The sequence below is a fragment of the Streptomyces incarnatus genome (assembly GCF_001027185.1).
Lineage (GTDB): Bacteria > Actinomycetota > Actinomycetes > Streptomycetales > Streptomycetaceae > Streptomyces > Streptomyces puniciscabiei.
In genome coordinates this window covers 6321780-6343405 of the sequence record NZ_CP011497.1, presented here as the reverse complement: position 1 = coordinate 6343405, position 21626 = coordinate 6321780, and the positions used below count along the sequence as shown (strand labels likewise).

Below are 21626 nucleotides of genomic sequence, written 5' to 3'. Positions count from 1 at the left end.
CCGCCAGCAAGGAAAGGCTGGGCTAACCTGCACCTTTACCCGGCTTTGCTCATCCGTGCATGATCTTGCTCAGTTGCCAAGTGGGTGACTCGCACCCGGCCGAGGCTCTCGGGGCGGCGCGTGGTGGCACACATCCGCAAAGCGTCCCGTGGTCCCGCTGAAGGAGGCCGCCCATGGCATCGATCGCCTGCACTCCCCCGGTTCCGGCGCCCGACGACGCCGCCGGGCTCCGCGACCGGGCCCGCGGCGCGCTGCTCGGCCTGGCCGTCGGGGACGCGCTGGGGGCGCCCGCGGAGAACCTCAAGCCGTCCGAGATCCGCGCCCGCTGGGGCCGTATCACGGGCTACGTCACGGAGCGGCCGTGCGGCACGGACGACACCGAGTACGCGATCTTCTCGGGGCTGTTGCTCGCCCGGCACGGGTCGGCGCTGACTCCGGCCCATGTGGAGGCGGCCTGGCACGAGTGGATCGCCGACCGCGCCGAGGGCCCCTTCCGGGGCGCGGGGTTCAGCGAACGCGGCACGCTGGAGAACCTGCGCCGGGGCCTCGCCGCCCCCATCTCGGCCCAGCACCGGCATGCCTGGAGCGACGGCCTGGCCATGCGGGCGGCCCCCTTCGGCGTCTTCGCCGCCGGCCGCCCCGCCGAAGCGGCCCGTCTGGTGGCGATCGACGGTTCGGTCAGCCACGAGGGCGAGGGGATCTACGGCGGCCAGGCGGTCGCGGCGGGGGTGGCGGCGGCGATGACGGGCGCCCCGGTCGCGGTGGTGATCGCCTCCGCCCTCGCGGTCGTCCCCGAGGACTCCTGGACGGCACGCTCCCTGCGCCGCGCCGTCGCCGTGTCGCACCTCGGCGAACGGGCGGTCCGCTCGGCGGTCGTCATCGGCGGCTATCCCTGGACCGACCTGGCCCCCGAGGCGGTCGCGCTCGCCTTCGGCGCGTACGCGGCGGCCGACGGCGACTTCGCGAAGGCGGTCCTCACGGCCGTCAACATGGGCCGCGACGCGGACACGACGGCAGCGGTGGCCGGCGCCCTGGCGGGCGCGACCCAGGGCAACGCGGCGATTCCGGCCCACTGGTCAGCGGCGATCGGCCCGGTCCACGGCCGCTGCCTGCCGTCCATGGCGGGCCGCCACGTCCTGGAGGTGGCGGACCTCCTGCTCCCGGACCCGACCACGCTCCCACCACCCCCGCACCCCACCGAGCCACACCCAGCCCTGGCACCCACCACGCACCCCACCGAGCCACGCCCACCCCTCACCCCCACCTCCCAGCCACCCCACCGAGCCACCCCCACCCGGATCTCGCCGACCTCCCCACCCATCGAGCCACGGCCACCCCTCACCCCCACCTCTGGGCCCACCGAGCGCCCCGCCCCTCTTCCGCCCACCTCGCCAACCCCTCGAGCCACCCCCACCCAGGTCGCGCCGGCCTCCCACCCACTCGAGCCACCCACACCCTCCTCCCCCACCTCTCGACCACCCGAGCCCCCCACACCCCCCTCGTCCGCCTCTCGACCGACCGAGTCGGGTGGGTGGGTGGGCGAGCGGGGGTCCAGGGGGCGGAGCACCCTGGTCGGGGCGGAGAGGGAGGGCCGGTCGTGAAACCCCGCCGAATCGAGGGGCTGTTGCTCGGCCTCGCCGCAGGCGACGCCGCCGGCTGGCCCGCCGCCCGCCACCGAGCCGCCCGCATGCCGGAGTGGACCCGCCGGCTGACCCGGGAACTGGACACGTTCGCCGAGCACAACGCGACCACCACACTCCCCGTGCCGATCGCCCTCAACCAACCCCCCGAACCCCTCCGCCTCGGCCCCTCCGACGACGCCGAGTGGGCGGCCTTCGCCGCGGAGGCGGTGCTGCGGGCCGGCGACGACGCCGCCCTCGGCGACCTCAGCCGAGAGCGCCGTACCCGCGCCGCCATCGACCTCACCTGGACCGCCGTGGCCGCGGAAGTCGCCGCCGCTGCGGACCGGGCCCCGGAGGTCGAGTCCGCCGTACTGCCCCTGCGCGCCCGCATCTCCGTCCGCGCCGGCCTCGGCAACCTCGCCGCCGGCCTGCGCCCGCCCGCCACCGGCCACGACAACCCGCACTACTTCGACGACGCCGCCTGCGTACGCGCCTGTGTGCTCGCCGTCGCCCACCCCGGCGACCCCGAACGCGCCGCCGCCCTCGCCGAGTTCGACGCCCGCTACACCCAGGACGGCGACGGCGTGCACGGCGCCCGGGCCATGGCCGCCGCCCTCTCGCTCGCCCTCGCCGACGCCGGCCCGGACACCTGCGTGACCGCCGCGCTCGCCGAACTCCCGCCCGACACCGAGATCGGCCGCAACGCCCGCCACGCGCTCGCCCTCGCCGAGGACAGCGACTCCGCCTTCGCCCTGGTCCCGCTCCTCGAGCACCAGATCGTCGACCACGTCTACAGCTACGGCATCGCCGCCGCCGAGACCGTGCCGGTCGCCCTCGCCCTGGCCACCGCGGCCGGAGGCCGTATCGCCGAGGCCGTACCCGCCGCCGCGTGCCTGTCCCGGGTCGCCGACTCCGCCCCCGCCCTCGCCGGCGCCCTCACCGGAGCCCTCGGCGGCGGCGCGGCCGTCCCGCGGACCTGGCGGGACGCCTGCCGCACCCTGTCCGGCTGCGCCCTGCCCCGCCTCACCGGCACCGACCTGGTGGAACTCGCCGGACTCCTGGAAGCCGCGCAACCGGCCCGCCCAGGAGGATGATTCGGGGCATGACGCCCAAGGAGCCCAAAGGGCTCGAAGAAGAAGAAAGCGGCCGGCCATCCCTGCTCGGTCTCGAGGAGAGGATCACCGGTGCCCTCGTCGGAGCCGCCGTCGGCGACGCCCTCGGCGGCCCGGTCGAGGGGTACTCCCCCGACCAGATCGCCGAGCGCCACGGCGGCCGCGTCCACGGCGTCGTCGGCCCCTGGCACGGCGACGCCTGGCGCACCGCCCGCCCCCTCGCCCCGTACCACAAGGGCGACGGCCACGTCACCGACGACACCCTGATGACCCACGCGCTGATCCGCGTGTACGACCGCGTCCGCGACCACCTCGACGCCTACGCGATCGCCGACCACCTGGTCCCGGACCTGATGACGAACCCGCGCTGGATCCCGGAACTGGAGGCCGAGGCGCTGCCGCTGCACCGGCTGTTCCTCGCCGAGAAGTGGCTCGTGGCCCGGCTGGCCCACGGCCACGCCGACCCCCGGGAGGCGGGCGTCGGCAACATCGTCAACTGCGGCGCGGCCATGTACATGGCCCCCGTCGGCCTGGTCAACGCGGCCGACCCGGCCGCCGCCTACGCCGAGGCGCTGGACATCGCCGGCGCGCACCAGTCGTCGTACGGCCGAGAGGCGGCCGGTGTCCTCGCCGGGGCCGTCGCCGCCGCCGCGACCCCGGGCGCGACCCCGGACTCGGTCGTCACCGCGTGCCTGTCCCTGGCGAAGGACGGCACGCGCGAGGCGATCGAGAAGGTCTGCGAAGTGGCCGTACGGCACCGGGACTTCGAGTCGGCGCTGCGGCCCCTGCGCGCGGCGGTGGCCCCGTACGACACGGTCGGCCCGGACTACCGCGCGCCCTCTCTCGGCGCCCGCCGCCCGTCCCGGCTGCACGCGATCGAGGAGCTGCCCATCGCGTTCGGCATGCTGCTGGTGGCGGGCGGTGACTACCGGCACGCCGTGCTCGGCGCGGTCAACTACGGCCGCGACTGCGACTCGATCGCGACGATGGCCGGCGCGATCGCGGGCGCGCTCGGCTCGCCCGTCCCGGAGGACTGGGCGAAGACGGTGGCGGAGGCCAGCCGGCTGGACCTGTGGGCGCCGGCCCGCACCCTCACCGAGGTGGCGCGGGAGGTCTTCGGGCGGGACGTGCGCCGGCGGCGGGCCCACGAGCGGGCGTTCGCGGCCCTCGGAGGCACCGCATGCTCCGACTGACCTGGGTCCAGCCGGAGGACCTGCTCGGCCACGAACTCCGCCAGGCCCGCCTGGACGGGCGGGAGCCGTCGCGGATCGAGGCGCGATGGCGAGCGGCGGGCGGACTGGAAGCGCCGTCCCGCGCGGGCGCGTCCACCCATCGGGCGTCCCGCTATCTGCGTCTCCTCGCCGAAGACCTCCTGGACGAACTGGCCGACCTGCCCAGCGCGTTCTCCGAGGACGAGCCGACGGACCTGGCCCGCATCAAGACGCTGTGCCCGGACTGGCCGGACCCGCCGGCGCGGGCAGGCGAATCCCCCACCACGTCAACACCGACCCAGGAAGCCCTCGAAGCCGCCTGGCTCGGCCGGGCCATCGGCTGTCTGCTCGGCAAACCGGTCGAAAAGCTCCCCCTCGACGGCATCCGCGCCCTCGCTCGGGCAACCGGCAACTGGCCCCTGACCTCGTACTTCACGGCCCGCGGGGTTCCGGAGGAGCTGCTCGCCGAGCATCCCTGGAACCGCCGCTCCGGGCCCACCTCCCTCGCCGAGAACATCGACGGCATGCCGGAGGACGACGACCTCGACTACCCGATCCTCAACCTGGTCCTCCTGCGCCGGCACGGAAGAACGTTCAGCACCGCGGACGTGGCCCGGCTCTGGCTGGAAGAGCTCCCGGCCGGCCGCACGTTCACCGCCGAACGCGTCGCCTACCGCAACCTCCTCACCGGCATCGAACCCCCGCACACGGCCCGTCACCGCAACCCCTTCCGCGAGTGGATCGGCGCCCGGATCCGCGCCGACGTGCACGGCTGGACCAACCCCGGCGACCCGGCCGCCGCCGCCGGACAGGCGCACCGCGACGCGGTCCTCACCCACACCGCCAACGGCGTCTACGCGGCGATGTTCACGGCCGCCGTCATCGCCACCGCCGCCACCGGCACCGCGGACGTGCATTCCTGTCTGCGCACCGGCCGGAGGGTGATCCCGCCCCGCTCCCGGCTCGCGCGGGCGATCGACCACGCCCTCCGGCTGGCCGAGGCCCACGAGGACTTCGACGACGTCGTGGACGAGCTCCACGCCCGCTACTCCCCCGCCCACCACTGGGTGCACGCCATCCCCAACACCGCCCTGCTCGCCGCCGCCCTCACGCACGCGGACGGCGACTTCACCGGCTCCATCTGCCGTGCGGTGTCCGGCGGCCTGGACACCGACTCCAACGGCGCCACGGCCGGCAGCATCGCCGGACTGCTCGCCGGCGACCCCGCGGCCCTGCCCGACCGCTGGCGTGCCCCGCTGAAGAACCGGCTCGCCACCACCGTCGCCGACTTCGACGGCACCGGCTTCGACACCCTCGCCCATCTCACCCACCTGGAGGCGACCCGCCCATGACCCACATCGTCGTCCTCGGCAGCACGAACATGGACCTCGTCACCTATGTCGCCAAGGCCCCGCAGCGCGGCGAGACGGTGACGGGACGGGAGTTCCACACGATCCCCGGCGGCAAGGGGGCCAACCAGGCGATCGCCGCGGCCCGCGCGGGCGCCACCGTCTCGATGATCGGCGCGGTCGGCAACGACGCCTTCGGCCTGCGGCTGCGCGACACCCTGGAACACTCGGGTGTCGACACCGACTTCCTGCGGACGGTCGAGGGCCCGTCCGGCACCGCGCACATCGTGGTGGACGACGAGGGCGCCAACTCCATCGTCGTCATCCCCGGCGCGAACGGCACCGTCGACCACCTCTCCCCCGGCGACGAGGGGGTGATCGCCTCCGCCGACGCCCTGCTGCTGCAACTGGAGATCCCGCTGCGCGCGGTCGTGCTGGGCGCTCAGGCGGCGCGCCGGCACGGGATCCGTACGGTCCTCACCCCGTCGCCCGCCCAGCCGCTGCCGCCCGAACTCCTCGACACCACCGACCTGTTGGTGGCCAACGAGTACGAGGCGATCACCCTCACCGGCCGCGCCGACCCGCGGGAGGCCGCCGCCGCCCTGCTGGAGGCGGTGCCGGAGGTCGTCGTCACCCTGGGCGCCACGGGCTGCCTCTGTCTGACCCGCGGCACCGAGCCGCTGGTGATCCCGGCGCCGAAGGTGACCGCCGTCGACTCCACGGGCGCCGGTGACACCTTCGTCGGCACGCTCGCGGTGGCCCTCGCCGAGGAGAAACCGGTGCGGGAGGCCCTGTCCTGGGCGGCGGCCGCCGCGGCGATCTCCGTCCAGCGGGCGGGGGCGTCGGCGTCGATGCCGTACCGCCCGGAGATCGACGCGCAGTTCACCGCATGAGGTACGCCATGACGTACTCCGTGAGGTACTCCGCATGAGTACGACGACCGCGCCCCTGACCGGTCTGCGGGTGCTGGACCTCGCGACCCTCTTCGCCGGCCCGCTGGCCGCCACCCTGCTCGGCGACTTCGGCGCCGAGGTGATCAAGGTCGAGCATCCGCAGCGGCCCGACCCCTGTCGTGGGCACGGCCCGGCCAAGGACGGTGTCGGCCTGTGGTGGAAGGTGCTCGGCCGCAACAAACGGACCGTCACCCTGGACCTGTCCAGGCCCGGCGGCCGGGCCGTCCTGCTCCGGCTCGCCGCCACCGCCGACGTCGTGATCGAGAACTTCCGCCCGGGCACCCTGGAGCGGTGGGAGCTGGGCTGGGCGGAACTGGCGGCCGCCAACCCCCGGCTGGTCCTCGCCCGGGTGACGGCCTTCGGGCAGTTCGGGCCGTACGCGCAACGCCCCGGCTTCGGCACCCTCGCCGAGGCGATGAGCGGCTTCGCCGCGATCACCGGCGAACCGGACGCGCCGCCCACGCTCCCGCCCTTCGGGCTCGCCGACTCGGTCGCGGGCCTGGCGACCGCCTACGCCGTGCTCACCGCGCTGGCCGCGCGGGCGCGCACCGGCGCCGGGCAGGTCGTCGACATGGCGATCATCGAGCCGATCCTGGCGGTCCTCGGCCCGCATCCCACCTGGTACGACCAGCTCGGCCACGTGCAGGAACGCACCGGCAACCGCTCCTCGAACAACGCCCCGCGCAACACCTACCGCACCGCCGACGGCCACTGGGTCGCGGTCTCCACTTCCGCGCAGTCGGTCGCGGAGCGGGTGCTGCGCCTGGTGGGCCGCCCGGAGCTGACCGAGGAGCCGTGGTTCGCGACCGGCGCGGACCGCGCCGCCCACGCCGACGTCCTGGACGAGGCGGTCGGCTCGTGGATCGCCGCCCGCACCCGCGCCGAGGTCCTCGCGGCCTTCGAGAAGGCGGAGGCGGCGGTGGCCCCGGTCCAGGACGTCCGGGACGTGCTGGCCGACCCGCAGTACCAGGCGCTGCACACGGTCACCACCGTCGACGACCCGGAGCTGGGCCCGCTGCGCATGCAGAACGTCCTCTTCCGGCTCTCCGCGACGCCCGGCGCGATCCGCTGGGCCGGGCGCCCGCACGGCGCCGACACCGAGGCCGTGCTCACCGAGCTGGGCCTCACCCCCGCCGAACTGCGCGTCCTGCGCGAGGAGGGCGCCCTGTGACCCCGTACCCGCTCACCTGGCTCTACGTCCCCGGCGACCGGCCGCCCGTGGTGGCCAAGGCGCTCGCCGCGGGCGCCGACGTGGTGGTGATCGACCTGGAGGACGCCGTCGCCCCGGACCGCAAGGAGTACGCCCGCGCGGCCACGGCCGAGCTCCTCACCGACCCCCCGCCGGTCCCGGTCCACGTCCGCGTCAACGCGCTGGACAGCCCCTGGTCCGCCGGGGACCTGGCCGCCCTGGCGGCACGCCCCGGCCTGGCCGGCCTGCGGCTGCCCAAGGTGACCGCCCCGGGCGAGATCAGGCAGGTCGCCACGGCCACCCCCGTGCCGCTGTACGCCCTGCTGGAGACGGCCCTCGGCATCGAGCAGGCCTACGCCGTCGCCACCGCCCACCCGGCCCTGCGGGGCATCGCCCTCGGCGAGGCGGACCTGCGGGCCGACCTGGGGGTACGGGCCGACGCGGGCCTGGACTGGGCGCGGTCCCGGGTGATCGTCGCCGCCCGCGCGGCCGGCCTCGCGCCACCGCCCCAGTCGGTCCATCCCGACATCCGCGACCTGGACGGCCTCGCCGCCTCCTGCGCCCACGGCCGCTCCCTGGGCTTCCTCGGCCGCGCCGCCCTCCACCCCCGGCAGCTGCCGGTGATCGAACGCGCCTACCTGCCCACCCCGGCGGAGCTCGAACACGCGGAGACGGTCCTGAAGGCAGCGGCCGCACAAGAGGGCGCCCAGGCCCTCCCCGACGGCCGCTTCATCGACGCGGCAGCGGTGACGCTGGCCCGGCGCACCATGTCGCTGGCACGCAGGAACTAGTGCCCCGACAGGCAACCCACATACGCCGAGGGCGCCCGGAACCGATTCCGGGCGCCCTCGGGGCCGTAAAACTGCCGTCAGCTCTTCTTGGTCGCCGACCCGGCCTCGTCCTTGGCCTCCGCGGCCTCCGTGACCTCGACGGCTTCCGCGGCCTCCGGCTCAGCCCTGCCCTCAGCCTTGCCCTCGACCTCGTCGGCGCCTTCGGTACCGTCGGCCGAACCGTCGGAGACACCCGGCTCGACCACGGCTTCCCTGCCGGGCCGCTTCTTGGCCGACACCACGATGTACGTCACCGCCAGCAGGAAGACGATCAGCGCGGTCCAGTCGTTCAGGCGGAGGCCCAGGATGTGGTGCGCGTCGTCCACGCGCATGTACTCGATCCACCCGCGGCCCACGCAGTACGCGGCGACGTACAGGGCGAACGCCCGGCCGTGGCCCAGCGTGAAGCGGCGGTCGGCCCAGATGACCAGGAAGGCCACGCCCACGCACCACAGCGACTCGTACAGGAAGGTCGGGTGGTAGTAGCCCGGCACCCGGCCGCCCTCGGAGGAGGTGATGTGCAGCGCCCAGGGAACATGCGTCTCACGGCCGTACAGCTCCTGGTTGAACCAGTTGCCCCAGCGGCCGATGGCCTGAGCGAGCGCGATGCCGGGCGCGACGGCGTCGGCGTACGCCGGCATCGGGACGCCCCGGCGGCGCGCGCCGATCCACGCGCCGAGCGCGCCGAGCGCGATCGCGCCCCAGATGCCCAGGCCGCCCTGCCACACCTTGAAGGCGTCCACCCAGTCACGGCCCGGACTGAAGTACAGCTCGTAGTCCGTGATCACGTGGTACAGCCGGCCGCCGACCAGACCGAACGGCACCGCCCAGACCGCGATGTCGGCGACCGTGCCGGCCCGCCCGCCACGGGCGATCCAGCGCTTGTTGCCGAGCCAGACGGCGACGAAGACGCCGATGATGATGCAGAAGGCGTAGCCGCGCAGCGGGATCGGGCCGAGATACAGCACCCCGCGCGACGGGCTGGGAATGTAGGCAAGTTCCATGGCAAGTCCGACGCTACCCTGCCGGGCCGTGGTGACGGCAAGCAGCCCGGCTACGGGTGCATAACGGGGGCGTGAGAAAAACGGACGGCGGGGGAAGCTCCTTACCCGTGGCCGGCCGCCTCCACCATCTGCTTGAGCTTGGCCGGGGTCAGGGTCTGGTCCTGGTAGATGTTCTTCCCGCCGAGCAGGACCGTGGGTGTGGAGCTGAAGCCGCCGGTCTGGAAGGCCTTGTTGGACTTGTTCACCCAGCTGTCGTGGGTGCCGTCCTTGACGCACTTCTGGAAGGCGGGGGTGTCGAGGCCCTTCACCTTGCCGGCCAGCTGGATCAGCTTGTCGTTGTTCGCGAAGGCGTCGTCGGTCTCCTTGGGCTGGTTCGCGTACAGCACGTCGTGGTAGTCGCGGAACTTTCCGGCGTCCTGGGCGCAGGCGCCGGCGTTGCCCGCGCGCAGGGAGCCGGTGCCGCCGAGGTTGCCGTCGATCAGCCGGACCAGGTGGTACTCAATTCTGAGCTTGCCGGCGTCGGTCAGCTGATGCAGCGTGGGCCGGTACACCGTCTCGAACATCTGGCAGGCCGGGCAGCGGAAGTCCTCCCAGATGGTGAGCGTCGACCTGGCGCCGTCCTTGCCGACCGGGACCGCCAGACTGTCCTTGCCCTGCGCGCCCGAGGGCGCCACGACCGGGCCCGAGCTGCTTGCCTTCTTGCCCGAGTTCGCGGCGACCACGCCGATCACCGCCGCCAGGCCCAGGACACAGACGACGCTCGCACTCACGATCAGCGTGCGCCGTCGCCTGTCAGCGGCCTTCTGCTTCTCGCGCTCGACCGCCAGCCGCTCCCGTGCGGTGCGCTTTCCGTCATGGTTCTTCTCGCTCACACCCCCAGAACGAACCGGGGAGGCGCAGCGCGCCTCCCCGGCCGGAGGTCCACTCGTTCGAGTGACCGAATACTCTGAGCGAATTGTCTGACAGGGCGCGTGACCTGCGGTTACGCCTGCCCGCGCACGCCCTTCGCCAGCTCCTCGGCGAGCTCGCGGACCGCCGCCACGCCGGCCGTGTGGTCCGGGGCGTCCAGCATCCGCTTCACGAAGGCCGAGCCGACGATGACGCCGTCGGCGAAGCCGGCGACCTCGGCGGCCTGAGCGCCGTTGGAGACCCCGAGACCGACGCAGACGGGCAGCTCGGTGCCGGTGGCGCGGGTGCGCTCGACCAGGTCCTGGGCCTGCGCGCCGACGGATTCGCGGGTGCCGGTGACGCCCATCAGCGAGGCCGCGTAGACGAAGCCGCTGCCCGCCGCGGTGATCTTCGCGAGCCGCTCGTCCTTGCTGCTCGGCGCCACCACGAAGACGGTCGCGAGGCCGTGCTTCTCGGCGTGCTCCCGCCACAGCGCCGACTCCTGGACGGGCAGGTCGGGCAGGATGCAGCCCGCGCCGCCCGCCTCGGCCAGTTCGGCGGTGAACCGCTCGACCCCGTAGCGGTCGATGGGGTTCCAGTACGTCATGACGAGCACGGGCTTGCCGGTCGCGGCACAGGCCTCGCGGACCGTGCGCATCACATCGGCGATCCGGACGCCGCCGCGCAGGGCGATGTCATCGGCGGTCTGGATGACCGGGCCGTCGAGGACCGGGTCGCTGTGCGGCAGGCCCACCTCGACGACGTCGGCCCCGCCGTCGAAGGCGGCCTTGATCGCCTCGATGCCGCCGTCCACGGTCGGGAACCCGGCCGGGAGGTAGGCAATGAGCGCGGACCGGCCCTCGGCCTTGGCGGCGGCGAGGGTGTCCGACAGCAGCCGAATGTTCCCGCTCACTTGGCGTCCCCCTCGATCTCGGCGGTGTCGGCTTCGTCGGCGGCCACCTCGGCGTCGGTGTCGTACAGGCCGAAGTAGCGGGCGGCGGTGTCCATGTCCTTGTCGCCGCGGCCGGACAGGTTGACGACGATCAGGCCGTCCCTACCCAGCTCCTTGCCGACCTCCAGGGCGCCGGCGAGGGCGTGGGCGCTCTCGATGGCCGGGATGATGCCCTCGGTGCGGGACAGCAGGCGCAGTGCCTGCATGGCCGCGTCGTCGGTGACCGCGCGGTACTCACCGCGGCCGGAGTCCTTCAGGTAGGAGTGCTCGGGGCCGATGCCCGGGTAGTCCAGACCCGCCGAGATCGAGTACGGCTCGGTGATCTGGCCCTCGTCGTCCTGCAGGACGTAGGAGCGGGAGCCGTGCAGGATGCCGGGCTCGCCCGCGGTCAGGGTGGCCGCGTGCTCTCCCGTCTCGATGCCGTGTCCGGCCGGCTCGCAGCCGATCAGGCGGACGCCCTCGTCGGGGATGAAGGCGTGGAAGAGGCCGATGGCGTTGGAGCCGCCGCCGACGCAGGCGATCGCCGCGTCCGGGAGCCGTCCGGCGCGTTCCAGCAGCTGGCGGCGGGCCTCGACGCCGATGACCCGGTGGAAGTCGCGGACCATGGCCGGGAAGGGGTGCGGGCCGGCGACCGTACCGAACAGGTAGTGGGTGTGGTCGACGTTCGCGACCCAGTCGCGGAACGCCTCGTTGATGGCGTCCTTCAGGGTGCGGCTGCCGGACTTCACGGCGACGACCTCGGCGCCGAGCATGCGCATGCGGGCCACGTTCAGGGCCTGGCGCTTGGTGTCGACCTCGCCCATGTAGATGGTGCAGTCGAGGCCGAACAGGGCGCAGGCGGTCGCGGTCGCGACGCCGTGCTGGCCGGCGCCGGTCTCCGCGATCACCCGCGTCTTGCCCATCCGCTTGGTGAGCAGCGCCTGGCCGAGGACGTTGTTGATCTTGTGGGAGCCGGTGTGGTTGAGGTCTTCCCGCTTCAGGAACACGCGAGCGCCTCCGGCGTGTTCGGCGAAACGGGGTACCTCGGTGAGCGCCGACGGGCGGCCGGTGTAGTTGACCATCAGGTCGTCGAGCTCCCGGGCGAACTCGGGGTCCTGCTTGGCCTTGTCGTACTCGACGGCGACCTCGTCCACGGCGGCGACGAGGGCCTCCGGGATGAACTTGCCGCCGAACACCCCGAAGTAGCCTTCGGGGCTTGGGACTTGACCCTCCGGGTCGGGGTAGAAGAAGTTGCTGGGCATGCCGAAACCTCACGGTGAGTGCGTGTGAAAAGACACTATTCGCCGTGGGGGCGGAGTTCGTCGTACGACCTCAGGCCGTATGTGGCTGGTCGCGCAGTTCCCCGCGCCCCTTTGGGGCGCGCTGCCATCGACGTCCGTTTACCTGCCCGGGCTCGTCACCGATGACGTACCGCACCCGGCGGCCGTGGACACGCCTCGCCGGGGCGCGGCAGCCCCTCGGGCGGCAGCCGCGGGCGAGGCGGGCGTACCGGTCCACGGTCGTCATGGTGGGAGTCATCGGGGTCAGCTTAGCGGGTGATCAGCTCCGGCCGTGGCGCAGAGCGGGGTGTTCGCCCGCGGCGACCAGGTCGGCGACGGCGGTCTTGGGGTCGCGCCCGGTGACCAGGGACTCGCCGACCAGGACCGCGTCGGCGCCGGCGTTGGCGTAGGCGATCAGGTCGTGCGGGCCACGGACGCCGGACTCGGCGACCTTGACGATGTGGTCCGGGATCTCCGGCGCGACCCGCTCGAACGTGCCGCGGTCGACCTCCAGCGTCTTCAGGTTGCGCGCGTTGACGCCGATGACCTTGGCACCCGCGTCCACGGCCCGCTCGACCTCGTCCTCGTCGTGCACCTCGACGAGCGGGGTGAGCCCGATCGACACCGCGCGCTCGATCAGCGACTCCAGGGCCGGCTGGTCCAGGGCGGCCACGATCAGCAGCGCGAGGTCGGCGCCGTACGCCCGGGCCTCCCACAGCTGGTACGACGTGACGATGAAGTCCTTGCGGAGCACCGGGATGTCCACGCGCGCGCGGACGGCCTCCAGGTCGGCCAGCGAGCCGCCGAAGCGGCGCTGTTCGGTGAGGACGGAGATGACGGCCGCACCGCCCGCCTCGTAGTCCGCGGCGAGCCCGGCCGGGTCGGCGATCGCCGCCAGCGCGCCCTTGGAGGGGCTGGAGCGCTTGACCTCGCAGATCACCTTCACGCCGTCGCCCTTGAGCGCGGCCACCCCGTCCTTGGCGGCGGGGGCCTTGGCCGCGCGCTCCTTGAGCTCGTCGAGGCTGACGCGTGCCTGCCGCTCCGCGAGGTCGGCACGGACTCCGTCGATGATCTCGTCGAGCACACTCACGCGAGCGGCCCCCTTTCAGACGGTGGTTCCTTCAGGTTTTGAAAACCCAGGTTTTGAAAACCCGTGGTCACTGCGATGGTATCCGCAGGAGCCCGGAGCCCTCGCATCCGGTGGACGCCGGTCCCATCAGCTGGACGTTCACGAAGTGATCACGGGTGCAGCCAGCCTCCTGACGGAAGGTTGCGGACAACGGTGAACACCAGCAGCACCGCGCCGATGCCCCACAGGTACGCCGGCCGCGGCTCCAGCCGCATCGGCCGGCCGCGTACGACCTGGACCGTCCACGCGGTCCACAGCACCGCGAAGCCCAGGTAGAGGGCCACGCCCAGCGCGTTGTCCCGCAGCGCGGTGAGCAGGTCGCCGTGGACGAAGGCGTGCGCGCTGCGCAGTCCGCCGCAGCCGGGGCAGTACAGACCGGTGAGCCGGTACAGCGGGCAGGCGGGGTAGTGACCGGGCTGGTTCGGGTCGACGGCGCCCACGTACGCGAAGGCCCCGGCGACGGCCGCGAACAGCCCGGCGGGGACGGCGAGCCGCCGCCAGGCCGGGCCGGACGGAACGGCCGGGTAGGGGACCGATGGCACGGCCGGGTACGGGACCGACTGCACGGCCGGGTACGGGACGGTCGGCGCGGCCGTGCGGCTCTCTGCGTTCACCCGACCATTGTCCCCGGCGCGTCGGCGCCCCGCGCGCCCAGGGCCACCGGGATCCTCCCCCGGACGCGCCGAGGGGCGGCCCGGACCCTCCGCGGGTGCCGGGCCGCCCCTCGGGGAAGCGGTGGGTGCGCTCAGCTCTCGACGCCGGCCGGCTCGCGGGTCGCGGCGGCGGGCGCGCCGGCCACCTTGAGCGGCTTGGGGTCCTGGCCGAGGCCCATGGCGCGCATGATGCCGCCGACCACGGCACCGCCGAGGATCAGCACCATGCCGGCCCAGAAGCCGACCGGCTGGGCCATCACCATGAAGGCGCCCGCGACGCAGAAACCGATGAAGGAAATGATGACACCGGTCCAGGCGGCCGGGGTGTGACCGTGGCCGTGGCTGCTGCCCGCCATGTCTGTGCTCCTCGTTGCTGTGTACGTGTCCCAGGAGAGCGGCGTACGTGTCGTACGGCTCCGAGCCCGCCCGTCACTGTCCGAGCCGGACGCTCGTCGTCCATTGTCCCGTACCGGCGCACGTGCCGGACGCGGGGGTGGCGTCTGTTTCGCCACACCTGCGGGGGCCGTCAGGCTCCCGTCGGGTCCTCGCCCCGGTCCAGGGCCTTCCAGATCTCCTCGGGCCGCTCCGGGTCGACCGGCCGGGCCGTGCGGCGCGGCCGTTCGGTGCCGCGCTCGTAGCGGCCGGACATGGCGGGCCAGCGGCTGCCGTAGCGCAGGGCGAGCAGGCCGGCCAGCAGGATCAGCAGGCCGCCGGCGGCCGCGACATAGGGCCAGCCGGTGTGGCTGAGCGCGGCGACGGTGGCGGAGGTGTCGCCGCTCGCCTGGGCGGCCTTCTCGTCCAGCGCGGAGCTGTCGGAGGCGGCCACGAGCGCGGCGGCCATGATGCCGGCGCCGGAGAGCGCGAGCAGACCGGCGACGACGAGCCGGCCGGCCCTGCGGACGGCGAAGACGGCGACGAGCGCGGCGAGGCCCACTATGGCGAGGGCCGCGGGGACGCCCGTGACGTCGCTGCCCTTGACGGTGAGCGGGAACGCGCCGCCGGCCACCGTCGCGGTGCCCTCCGCCCAGCGCTGCCGGGTCGCGAGCAGCGCCACGGCCGCGCCGAGCGCACCGCACAGGAGAGCCACGGCGAGGCTCCGCCGGCCGGAGCGGGCGGGTCCGGTCGCCTCCGGGCGGGGGTGAGGTACAGCAGCAGTCATGCACCCCACTATCGCCTGAACCCCGGGCGAACCGACACCCGGGTGTCCGTCAACCCAAGGGGGTCTCAGATTTCCGCCACGCCGTGTCCAGGAACGGCACATGGATCACCCAGGAAAGGCAAAGCAACGTTCCGCCTTCAACATCCATCTTGTTGACGTGGTCCCGCCATCCGTACGTTCTGCGCGACCCCGGCGCGTCACCCCGCGCCGTGGTGGCACCGCGCACCCCCCACAGCCCTTCCCGGTTCACCCACCTCGTGGAGGACGTACGTTGCGCAGAACCGTTTCCCTCACCGCCGTGGCCACGCTCGCCACGGCCGCCCTCGCCCTGGCCGCCCCGGTCGGCCAGGCCGCCTCCTCGTCCCACGGCGTCTCCGTCGCCCACGCCTGCGCCACCCCGACGAAGAAGGACCAGATGGCCTGCAACGCCCTGCAGGTCACCGCCGGCACCCCGGCCTCGGCGCACGCCGAGAGCGCCCTGACGGCCGCCGCCGCCCCCTCCGGCTACGGCCCCGCCTCGCTGCAGGCGGCGTACAACCTGCCCTCCGCGAGCGGCGGTTCGGGCCAGACGGTGGCGATCGTCGACGCCTACGACGACCCGAACGCGGAGTCCGACCTCGCCGCCTACCGCGCCCAGTACGGCCTGTCCGCCTGCACCACGGCGAGCGGCTGCTTCAAGAAGGTCGACCAGAACGGGGGCACCAAGTACCCGCGCGGCAACTCCGGCTGGGCCGAGGAGATCTCCCTCGACCTCGACATGGTCAGCGCGGCCTGCCCCAACTGCAAGATCCTGCTGGTGGAGGCCAGTTCGGCGAGCATGACCAACCTGGGCACGGCCGTGAACACCGCCGTGAACCTCGGCGCGAAGTTCGTCTCCAACAGCTACGGCGGCTCCGAGTCCGCCAGCGACGCGACGTACGACTCCACCTACTTCAACCACCCGGGCGTCGCCATCACCGTCTCCTCCGGTGACAACGGCTACGGCGTCGAGTACCCGGCGGCGTCGAAGTACGTGACGGCGGTGGGCGGTACGTCCCTGAAGACGGCCTCCAACTCCCGCGGCTGGACCGACACGGTGTGGAGCGGGGCCGGCTCCGGCTGCTCCGCCTACGACGCCAAGCCCAGCTGGCAGAAGGACTCCGGCTGTGCGAAGCGCACGGTCGCGGACGTCTCGGCGGTGGCCGACCCGAACACCGGTGTCGCGGTGTACGACACCTACGGCCAGGGCAGCGGCTGGATGGTCTTCGGCGGCACCAGCGCCTCCTCGCCGCTGATCGCGGCGACCTACGCGCTGGCCGGCGCCCCGTCCGCCGGCTCCTACCCGGCGTCCTTCCCCTACGCGCACACCTCGTCGCTGAACGACGTCACCAGCGGCTCCAACGGCAGCTGCTCCGGCTCGTACCTGTGCACCGGCACCACCGGGTACGACGGGCCGTCCGGGCTCGGCACCCCGAACGGCACCGCCGCGTTCACCGGCTGAACCCGCCTATGAGCTGAGCCTGTTGGCCGTGTGCACCGCGCGGAGGACCGCCGCCGCCTTGTTGCGGCACTCCTGGTCCTCCGCGACCGGGTCGGAGTCGGCGACGATGCCGGCTCCGGCCTGCACATAGGCCGTGCCGTCCCGGAGCAGGGCCGTACGGATGGCGATCGCGGTGTCGGAGTCGCCCGCGAAGTCCAGGTAGCCGACACAGCCGCCGTACAGGCCGCGCCGGGACGGCTCCAGCTCGTCGATGATCTGCATCGCGCGGGGCTTGGGCGCGCCGGAGAGGGTGCCCGCCGGGAAGCAGGCGGTGAGCACGTCGAAGGCGGTGCGGCCCTCGGCGACCCGGCCGGTGACGGTCGAGACGATGTGCATCACGTGCGAGTAGCGCTCGATGGACATGAAGTCGACCACCTCGACCGAGCCGGGCTCGCAGACCCGTCCCAGGTCGTTGCGGCCGAGGTCGACCAGCATGAGGTGCTCGGCGCGCTCCTTGGGGTCGGCCATCAGCTCCTCGGCGAGGGCCTGGTCCTCCTGCGGGGTGGTCCCGCGGGGCCGGGTGCCGGCGATCGGGTGGACCATCGCGCGGCCGTCCTCCACCTTCACCAGGGCCTCGGGGGACGAGCCGACGACGTCGAAGCCGTCGAAGCGGAACAGGTACATGTACGGGGACGGGTTCGTGGCCCGCAGCACCCGGTAGACGTCCAGCGCGCTCGCCGTGCACGGGGTCTCGAAGCGCTGCGAGGGCACGACCTGGAAGGCCTCGCCCGCGCGGATGCGCTCCTTGATGTCCTCGACGGCCACCTGGAAGTCGGGGCCGCCCCACAGCGCCGTGTACTCGGGCAGCTCGGACGGCGGCAGCACGGCCGGGGGCTGGGCCACCGCGCGCGTGAGGTCGGCCTCCATGGCGTCGAGGCGGGACACGGCGTCGGCGTAGGCCTCGTCCACACCCGTGTCGAGGTCGTTGTGGTTGATCGCGTTGGCGATCAGCAGGACCGAGCCCTCCCAGTGGTCCATCACGGCGAGGTCGCTGGTCAGGAGCATGGTCAGCTCGGGGAGCCGCAGGTCGTCGCGCTCGCCGGGGCCGATCTTCTCCAGGCGGCGGACGATGTCGTAGCCCAGATAGCCGACCATGCCGCCGGTGAAGGGCGGCAGGCCGTCCTGGTGGTGGGGGGTGTGCAGGGCCTGGATGGTGGCGCGCAGGGCCGCGAGGGGGTCGCCGTCCACGGGGACGCCGACCGGCGGGGTGCCGAGCCAGTGGGCCTGTCCGTCGCGTTCCGTCAGCGTCCCGGCGGAGCGGACGCCGACGAAGGAGTACCGGGACCAGGAGCGGCCGTTCTCCGCGGACTCCAGCAGGAAGGTGCCGGGGCGCTCGGCGGCCAGTTTGCGGTACAGCGCGACCGGGGTGTCGCCGTCGGCGAGGAGCTTGCGGGTCACCGGGATGACGCGCCGGTCGGTGGCGAGCTTGCGGAAGGTCTCGAGGTCCATGGCGGCCGACCTTACTGATCAGATGCCGGAGCGGCGGAATCGGCGTGCTGGGCGGCGTCCGCGAGGAGCACGTCCTCGTCGAAGCAGGTGCGCGCGCCGGTGTGGCAGGCGGCGCCCACCTGGTCGACCTTGACCAGGACGGTGTCGGCGTCGCAGTCCAGCGCGACCGACCTCACCCGCTGGACGTGGCCCGAGGTGTCGCCCTTGACCCAGTACTCCTGGCGGCTGCGCGACCAGTAGGTGCAGCGGCCGGTGGTCAGCGTGCGGTGCAGCGCCTCGTCGTCCATCCAGCCGAGCATGAGCACCTCACCGGTGTCGTACTGCTGGGCGATGGCGGGCAGGAGACCGTCCGCGCTGCGCTTGAGGCGGGCGGCGATCTCCGGGTCGAGGCCGCTGGGCCTCCCGGTCGTACTGGTCATGGGTGCCATTGTGCCGCGCGGGTACGACAACGCCGGTGCCGTGTCCACTGCGCGGACTCGGCGCGGGGTCGTAGGCTGACTGCATGTCGACCTTCGCCAAGCGTGAACGGCTGCTGCTCGCCGACCTCTTGGAAACCGTCGGTCCGGACGCCGACACCCTCTGCGAGGGCTGGCGGACCCGGGACCTGGCCGCGCACGTGATCGTGCGCGAACGCCGCCCGGACGCGGCCGGGGGCACGCTCATCAAGCAGCTCGTGCCGCGCCTGGAGAAGGTGATGGCCGAGTACACCGCGAAGCCGTACGAGGAGCTCATCCAGCTGATCCGTACCGGCCCGCCGCGCTTCTCGCCGTTCCAGCTCAAGCAGATCGACGAGGCGGCCAACATCGTCGAGTTCTACGTCCACACCGAGGACGTCCGCCGCGCCCAGCCGGACTGGAGCCCGCGCGAACTGGACTCCGTCTTCCAGGACGCCCTGTGGTCCCGCCTGGAGCGCACCGCGCGGCTGGTGGCCCGGGGTGTGCCGACCGGGCTGGTGCTGCGCCGCCCGGACGGGCAGACGGCGGTGGCACACCGGGGCGCGCCGGTGGTGACGGTGACCGGCGAACCGTCGGAGCTGCTGATGTTCGCGTTCGGGCGGCAGAACGCGGCCCAGGTGGAGGTCGAGGGCGAGGCCGACGCGATCGCCAAGTTGCACGAGTCAAGGCAGCTGGGGATCTGAGCCGGGAACCCGGCAGCCGAGGGGCGCGGTGAAGGGCGCGGAGTCGGTTCCCGGAACCGCTGCCGGAGCCCCGGAGTCGGTTCCGGGAACCGCTGCCGGAGCCCGGCCACAGCCCCGTCACCGAGCCGGATCGCCGGGCCCTGATCCACGGCCGCGTGGCAGACGGCAGAAGTACGAGCGGCTGAGGGGCCCGGTGTCCGGTTCACGCACGAGCCGCAGGGTCCGTGCCGGCTGGGTCCGTGCCAGCTGGGTCCGTGCCGGCTGGGTCCGTGTCGGCTGGGTGTTCGACCGGCATCCGCGGCAACCCGGTGCGGCCGGTCCCGCCGAAGGCGGCCACCCGCGCTCAGCCCGGGAGTTCCGCGCGCCGCAGGGCCGGTACGGCGAGGGCGACGACCCCGCCGAGGCCGCAGACGGCGGCGCTGACGGCGTAGACCGGCCCGGGTCCGAAGGCCCCGATCGCGGCGGCCGCCAGCGGCATGCTGAGCGGGGTCAGACCGAGGCTGACCAGGCTGGAGACGGCGGTGACACGGCCCAGGTACGCGGGGTCGGACCGGGTCTGCAGCAGGGCCCCGCACAGTGCGCCGCTGAGCCCGGTGAGCAGGCCCACGGCCAGGGCCGTGCCGACGGCCGCCGGAAGGGTGGGGACGTAGGCGAGGGCACCGACCGCCACCGAGCCGGCGAGGATCGTCCACCCGGCGACGAGCCCGGCGCGGGGCAACCGCCCCCGCACGGCCAGCAGCAGCGAGGCGGCGCCCGCCCCGGCCCCGAACCCTGCGAGCACCCAGCCCATGCCGGAGGCGCCCCAGCCGCGCCGGTCCGCCAGCAGGGTCAGCCCGACGTTCAGCGGGCCGACGAAGCCCAGGTCGCCGAGGGCGATGACCAGCATCAGCGGGGCGAGGACGCGGTGGCGGCGGATGTGGCGCAGTCCGGCGCCGAGGTCGCTCCAGGCGGTGCTGCCGTTCGCCGGTCCGGGCAGTTCCCGGACCCGCACCGAGAGCAGCAGCGGCACCGAGACGGCGATGAGCAGTCCGGCGAGCGCGAACGCCGCGGCCGCGCCGTCGAGGGCCACGGCCAGCCCGCCCAGCGGGGCGCCGACCACGCTGGAGAACCGGATGGCGAGTCCGCGCATCCCCTGGACCCTGGCGAGCTGGTCCTTCTCGGTGAGGCGGGCCGGAAGAGCCCCCACGGCGGGCATGAACACGGCGTCCACCGTCCCGAAGACCAGCGCCAGCAGGGCCAGCGGCCACAGCCCCGGGCTGGTGAGGAACAGCACGGCGGCCACGGCGAGGACGGCGGCACAGCGCACCGCGTCGCTGCAGATGACGACCCGGCGGGGCCCGAAGCGGTCGGCGATCACTCCGCCGCCCAGCATCAGCACCGCTCTGGGCAATGCGCTGGCCGACATCACCAGACCGGCCTGAGCCGGGGTGCCGGCCCGGACGGCGGCCCAGGACAGGGCGAGGTAGTAGACGCTGTCGCCGAGCATCGAGGAGGTGTAGGCGGCGAGCCAGCGCCGGACGTTGGGGTCGCGGTGGGCCTGCGGCGCGGTCGCCGGCGGTATGAGCGTGGCGGTCACGAAAGGGGTGTCCTCTCAGGTCCGGAACGGGAAGCCGTACGTGTGCACCGCGACGTTCTCGCGGCCCTCGGTGTCACCGGCGGCGTCGGCGGCCCGGCCCTGCTCCTCGTACCTGCGCACGAGGGCGAGCAACTCCTGGTTCAGCTCGGCCAGTTCGCCCGCCGTCAGCCGCAGTACCGACTCGGCGGACCCGGCGGCGTCGTTCCACTCCTCGCCCCAGTGGGTCCGCTCGTCGAGGAAGCGCCGGTACATGTCGGCCCGCTGCTCGAAGAACAGCCGGCTGGCCGCGGTGTGCGCGGCCGCCTTCTCCGGAGCGTCCCGGAAGTCCTCGTCGCGGATGCTGACGCCGTCGGAGGCGGGCTGCCACCAGCGCTCCCGGCCGTCCCCGCTGCGCGGCTCGGCCTCCTCGATCAGCCCGTGCTCGGCCAGCTTGCGCACGTGGTAGCTGACCAGCGAGACGGCCTCGTCCACCTGCTCGGCGAGCTGTGACGCGGTTGCGGCACGGTTGATGACGAGCAGGCGGTAGAGCTGCGCCCGCAGCGGATGCGCGAGCGCCTTCAGCGTGCCCACGTCCTTGATCCGGCGGTCTCTCTCCCTGTCTGCCATGCCCCCACGCTAGATACGAAAGAAAAGT

General features: G+C 73.5%; 21 protein-coding genes and 1 pseudogene. 9 read left to right on the top strand and 13 right to left on the bottom strand.

The features are described from left to right. Window positions 1-173: 173 nt before the first annotated feature. From ABB07_RS28665 to ABB07_RS28635, 7 genes and pseudogenes are all read left to right on the top strand, one after another. A pseudogene (locus ABB07_RS28665) lies at window positions 174-1172 on the top strand (ADP-ribosylglycohydrolase family protein); the annotation flags it as partial. A 425-nt stretch (window positions 1173-1597) separates the two neighbouring features. Continuing rightward, window positions 1598-2716 carry an ADP-ribosylglycohydrolase family protein gene (locus ABB07_RS28660; RefSeq protein WP_208901421.1) on the top strand — a complete coding sequence of 373 codons (1119 nt, stop codon included), beginning with the start codon at window positions 1598-1600 and terminating at the stop codon, window positions 2714-2716. An 8-nt stretch (window positions 2717-2724) separates the two neighbouring features. Next, window positions 2725-3927 carry an ADP-ribosylglycohydrolase family protein gene (locus ABB07_RS28655; RefSeq protein ID WP_208901420.1) on the top strand — a complete coding sequence of 401 codons (1203 nt, stop codon included), beginning with the start codon at window positions 2725-2727 and terminating at the stop codon, window positions 3925-3927. After that, a complete protein-coding gene (locus ABB07_RS28650) occupies window positions 3915-5297 on the top strand; it encodes an ADP-ribosylglycohydrolase family protein (protein WP_208901419.1) in 1383 nt (460 codons plus the stop codon). Before ABB07_RS28655 ends, ABB07_RS28650 begins: the two co-directional genes overlap by 13 nt. Then, window positions 5294-6187, top strand: a complete 894-nt coding sequence (gene rbsK, locus ABB07_RS28645) for a ribokinase (protein ID WP_208901418.1) — start codon at window positions 5294-5296, stop codon at window positions 6185-6187. Before ABB07_RS28650 ends, rbsK begins: the two co-directional genes overlap by 4 nt. A gap of 34 nt (window positions 6188-6221) precedes the next feature. After that, on the top strand, window positions 6222-7418 hold the full coding sequence (locus tag ABB07_RS28640) for a CaiB/BaiF CoA transferase family protein (RefSeq protein WP_208901417.1): 1197 nt from the start codon (window positions 6222-6224) through the stop codon (window positions 7416-7418). After that, on the top strand, window positions 7415-8227 hold the full coding sequence (locus ABB07_RS28635) for an HpcH/HpaI aldolase/citrate lyase family protein (protein WP_208901416.1): 813 nt from the start codon (window positions 7415-7417) through the stop codon (window positions 8225-8227). Before ABB07_RS28640 ends, ABB07_RS28635 begins: the two co-directional genes overlap by 4 nt. A gap of 77 nt (window positions 8228-8304) precedes the next feature. Here the strand turns inward: ABB07_RS28635 and lgt are convergent, their stop codons facing one another. From lgt to ABB07_RS28595, 9 genes are all read right to left on the bottom strand, one after another. Then, entirely contained in the window at window positions 8305-9270 is a 966-nt protein-coding gene (lgt, locus tag ABB07_RS28630; RefSeq protein WP_208901415.1) for a prolipoprotein diacylglyceryl transferase, read from the bottom strand. 101 nt (window positions 9271-9371) lie between these two features. Next, window positions 9372-10142, bottom strand: coding sequence for a DsbA family protein (locus ABB07_RS28625; RefSeq protein ID WP_208901414.1), 771 nt, complete (start codon window positions 10140-10142; stop codon window positions 9372-9374). A gap of 110 nt (window positions 10143-10252) precedes the next feature. After that, window positions 10253-11071: a tryptophan synthase subunit alpha gene (trpA, locus tag ABB07_RS28620; protein ID WP_208901413.1), complete on the bottom strand. Its 819-nt coding sequence runs from the start codon at window positions 11069-11071 to the stop codon at window positions 10253-10255. Further along, entirely contained in the window at window positions 11068-12351 is a 1284-nt protein-coding gene (gene trpB / locus ABB07_RS28615; RefSeq protein WP_208901412.1) for a tryptophan synthase subunit beta, read from the bottom strand. The genes trpA and trpB overlap by 4 nt, the downstream gene beginning before the upstream one ends. Before the next feature lie 70 nt (window positions 12352-12421). Continuing rightward, window positions 12422-12616 carry a tryptophan biosynthesis modulator TrpM gene (gene trpM / locus ABB07_RS42065; RefSeq protein WP_425264827.1) on the bottom strand — a complete coding sequence of 65 codons (195 nt, stop codon included), beginning with the start codon at window positions 12614-12616 and terminating at the stop codon, window positions 12422-12424. A 33-nt stretch (window positions 12617-12649) separates the two neighbouring features. After that, window positions 12650-13459 (bottom strand): indole-3-glycerol phosphate synthase TrpC, encoded by an 810-nt coding sequence (trpC, locus tag ABB07_RS28610; protein WP_055708900.1) that lies wholly within the window; start codon window positions 13457-13459, stop codon window positions 12650-12652. Window positions 13460-13608: 149 nt separating this feature from the next. Further along, window positions 13609-14040, bottom strand: a complete 432-nt coding sequence (locus ABB07_RS28605) for a DUF2752 domain-containing protein (protein WP_208903660.1) — start codon at window positions 14038-14040, stop codon at window positions 13609-13611. Window positions 14041-14243: 203 nt separating this feature from the next. Continuing rightward, complete coding sequence (locus tag ABB07_RS28600) at window positions 14244-14507, bottom strand: HGxxPAAW family protein (RefSeq protein WP_055708899.1); 264 nt, start codon at window positions 14505-14507, stop codon at window positions 14244-14246. A gap of 170 nt (window positions 14508-14677) precedes the next feature. After that, complete coding sequence (locus tag ABB07_RS28595; RefSeq protein ID WP_208901411.1) at window positions 14678-15310, bottom strand: TIGR02234 family membrane protein; 633 nt, start codon at window positions 15308-15310, stop codon at window positions 14678-14680. Window positions 15311-15581: 271 nt separating this feature from the next. Between ABB07_RS28595 and ABB07_RS28590 the strand changes: the two genes are divergently transcribed. Then, complete coding sequence (locus ABB07_RS28590; RefSeq protein WP_208901410.1) at window positions 15582-16790, top strand: S53 family peptidase; 1209 nt, start codon at window positions 15582-15584, stop codon at window positions 16788-16790. Window positions 16791-16796: 6 nt separating this feature from the next. Here ABB07_RS28590 and ABB07_RS28585 read toward each other — a convergent pair whose 3' ends face one another. Both ABB07_RS28585 and hisI read right to left on the bottom strand, forming a co-directional pair. Next, window positions 16797-18278 carry an anthranilate synthase component I gene (locus ABB07_RS28585; protein WP_208901409.1) on the bottom strand — a complete coding sequence of 494 codons (1482 nt, stop codon included), beginning with the start codon at window positions 18276-18278 and terminating at the stop codon, window positions 16797-16799. A gap of 11 nt (window positions 18279-18289) precedes the next feature. Next, the gene (gene hisI / locus ABB07_RS28580; protein WP_208901408.1) at window positions 18290-18697 is read right to left on the bottom strand and encodes a phosphoribosyl-AMP cyclohydrolase; all 408 of its coding nucleotides are present in this window, start codon (window positions 18695-18697) and stop codon (window positions 18290-18292) included. An 83-nt stretch (window positions 18698-18780) separates the two neighbouring features. Between hisI and ABB07_RS28575 the strand changes: the two genes are divergently transcribed. Further along, window positions 18781-19416, top strand: coding sequence for a TIGR03085 family metal-binding protein (locus ABB07_RS28575; protein WP_208901407.1), 636 nt, complete (start codon window positions 18781-18783; stop codon window positions 19414-19416). 343 nt (window positions 19417-19759) lie between these two features. On the opposite strand, the gene ABB07_RS28570 is transcribed toward ABB07_RS28575, so the two are convergent. Together ABB07_RS28570 and ABB07_RS28565 are read right to left on the bottom strand one after the other, a co-directional pair. Further along, window positions 19760-20992 carry an MFS transporter gene (locus tag ABB07_RS28570; RefSeq protein ID WP_208901406.1) on the bottom strand — a complete coding sequence of 411 codons (1233 nt, stop codon included), beginning with the start codon at window positions 20990-20992 and terminating at the stop codon, window positions 19760-19762. 15 nt (window positions 20993-21007) lie between these two features. After that, entirely contained in the window at window positions 21008-21598 is a 591-nt protein-coding gene (locus ABB07_RS28565; RefSeq protein ID WP_208901405.1) for an ArsR/SmtB family transcription factor, read from the bottom strand. Window positions 21599-21626 lie beyond the last annotated feature (28 nt).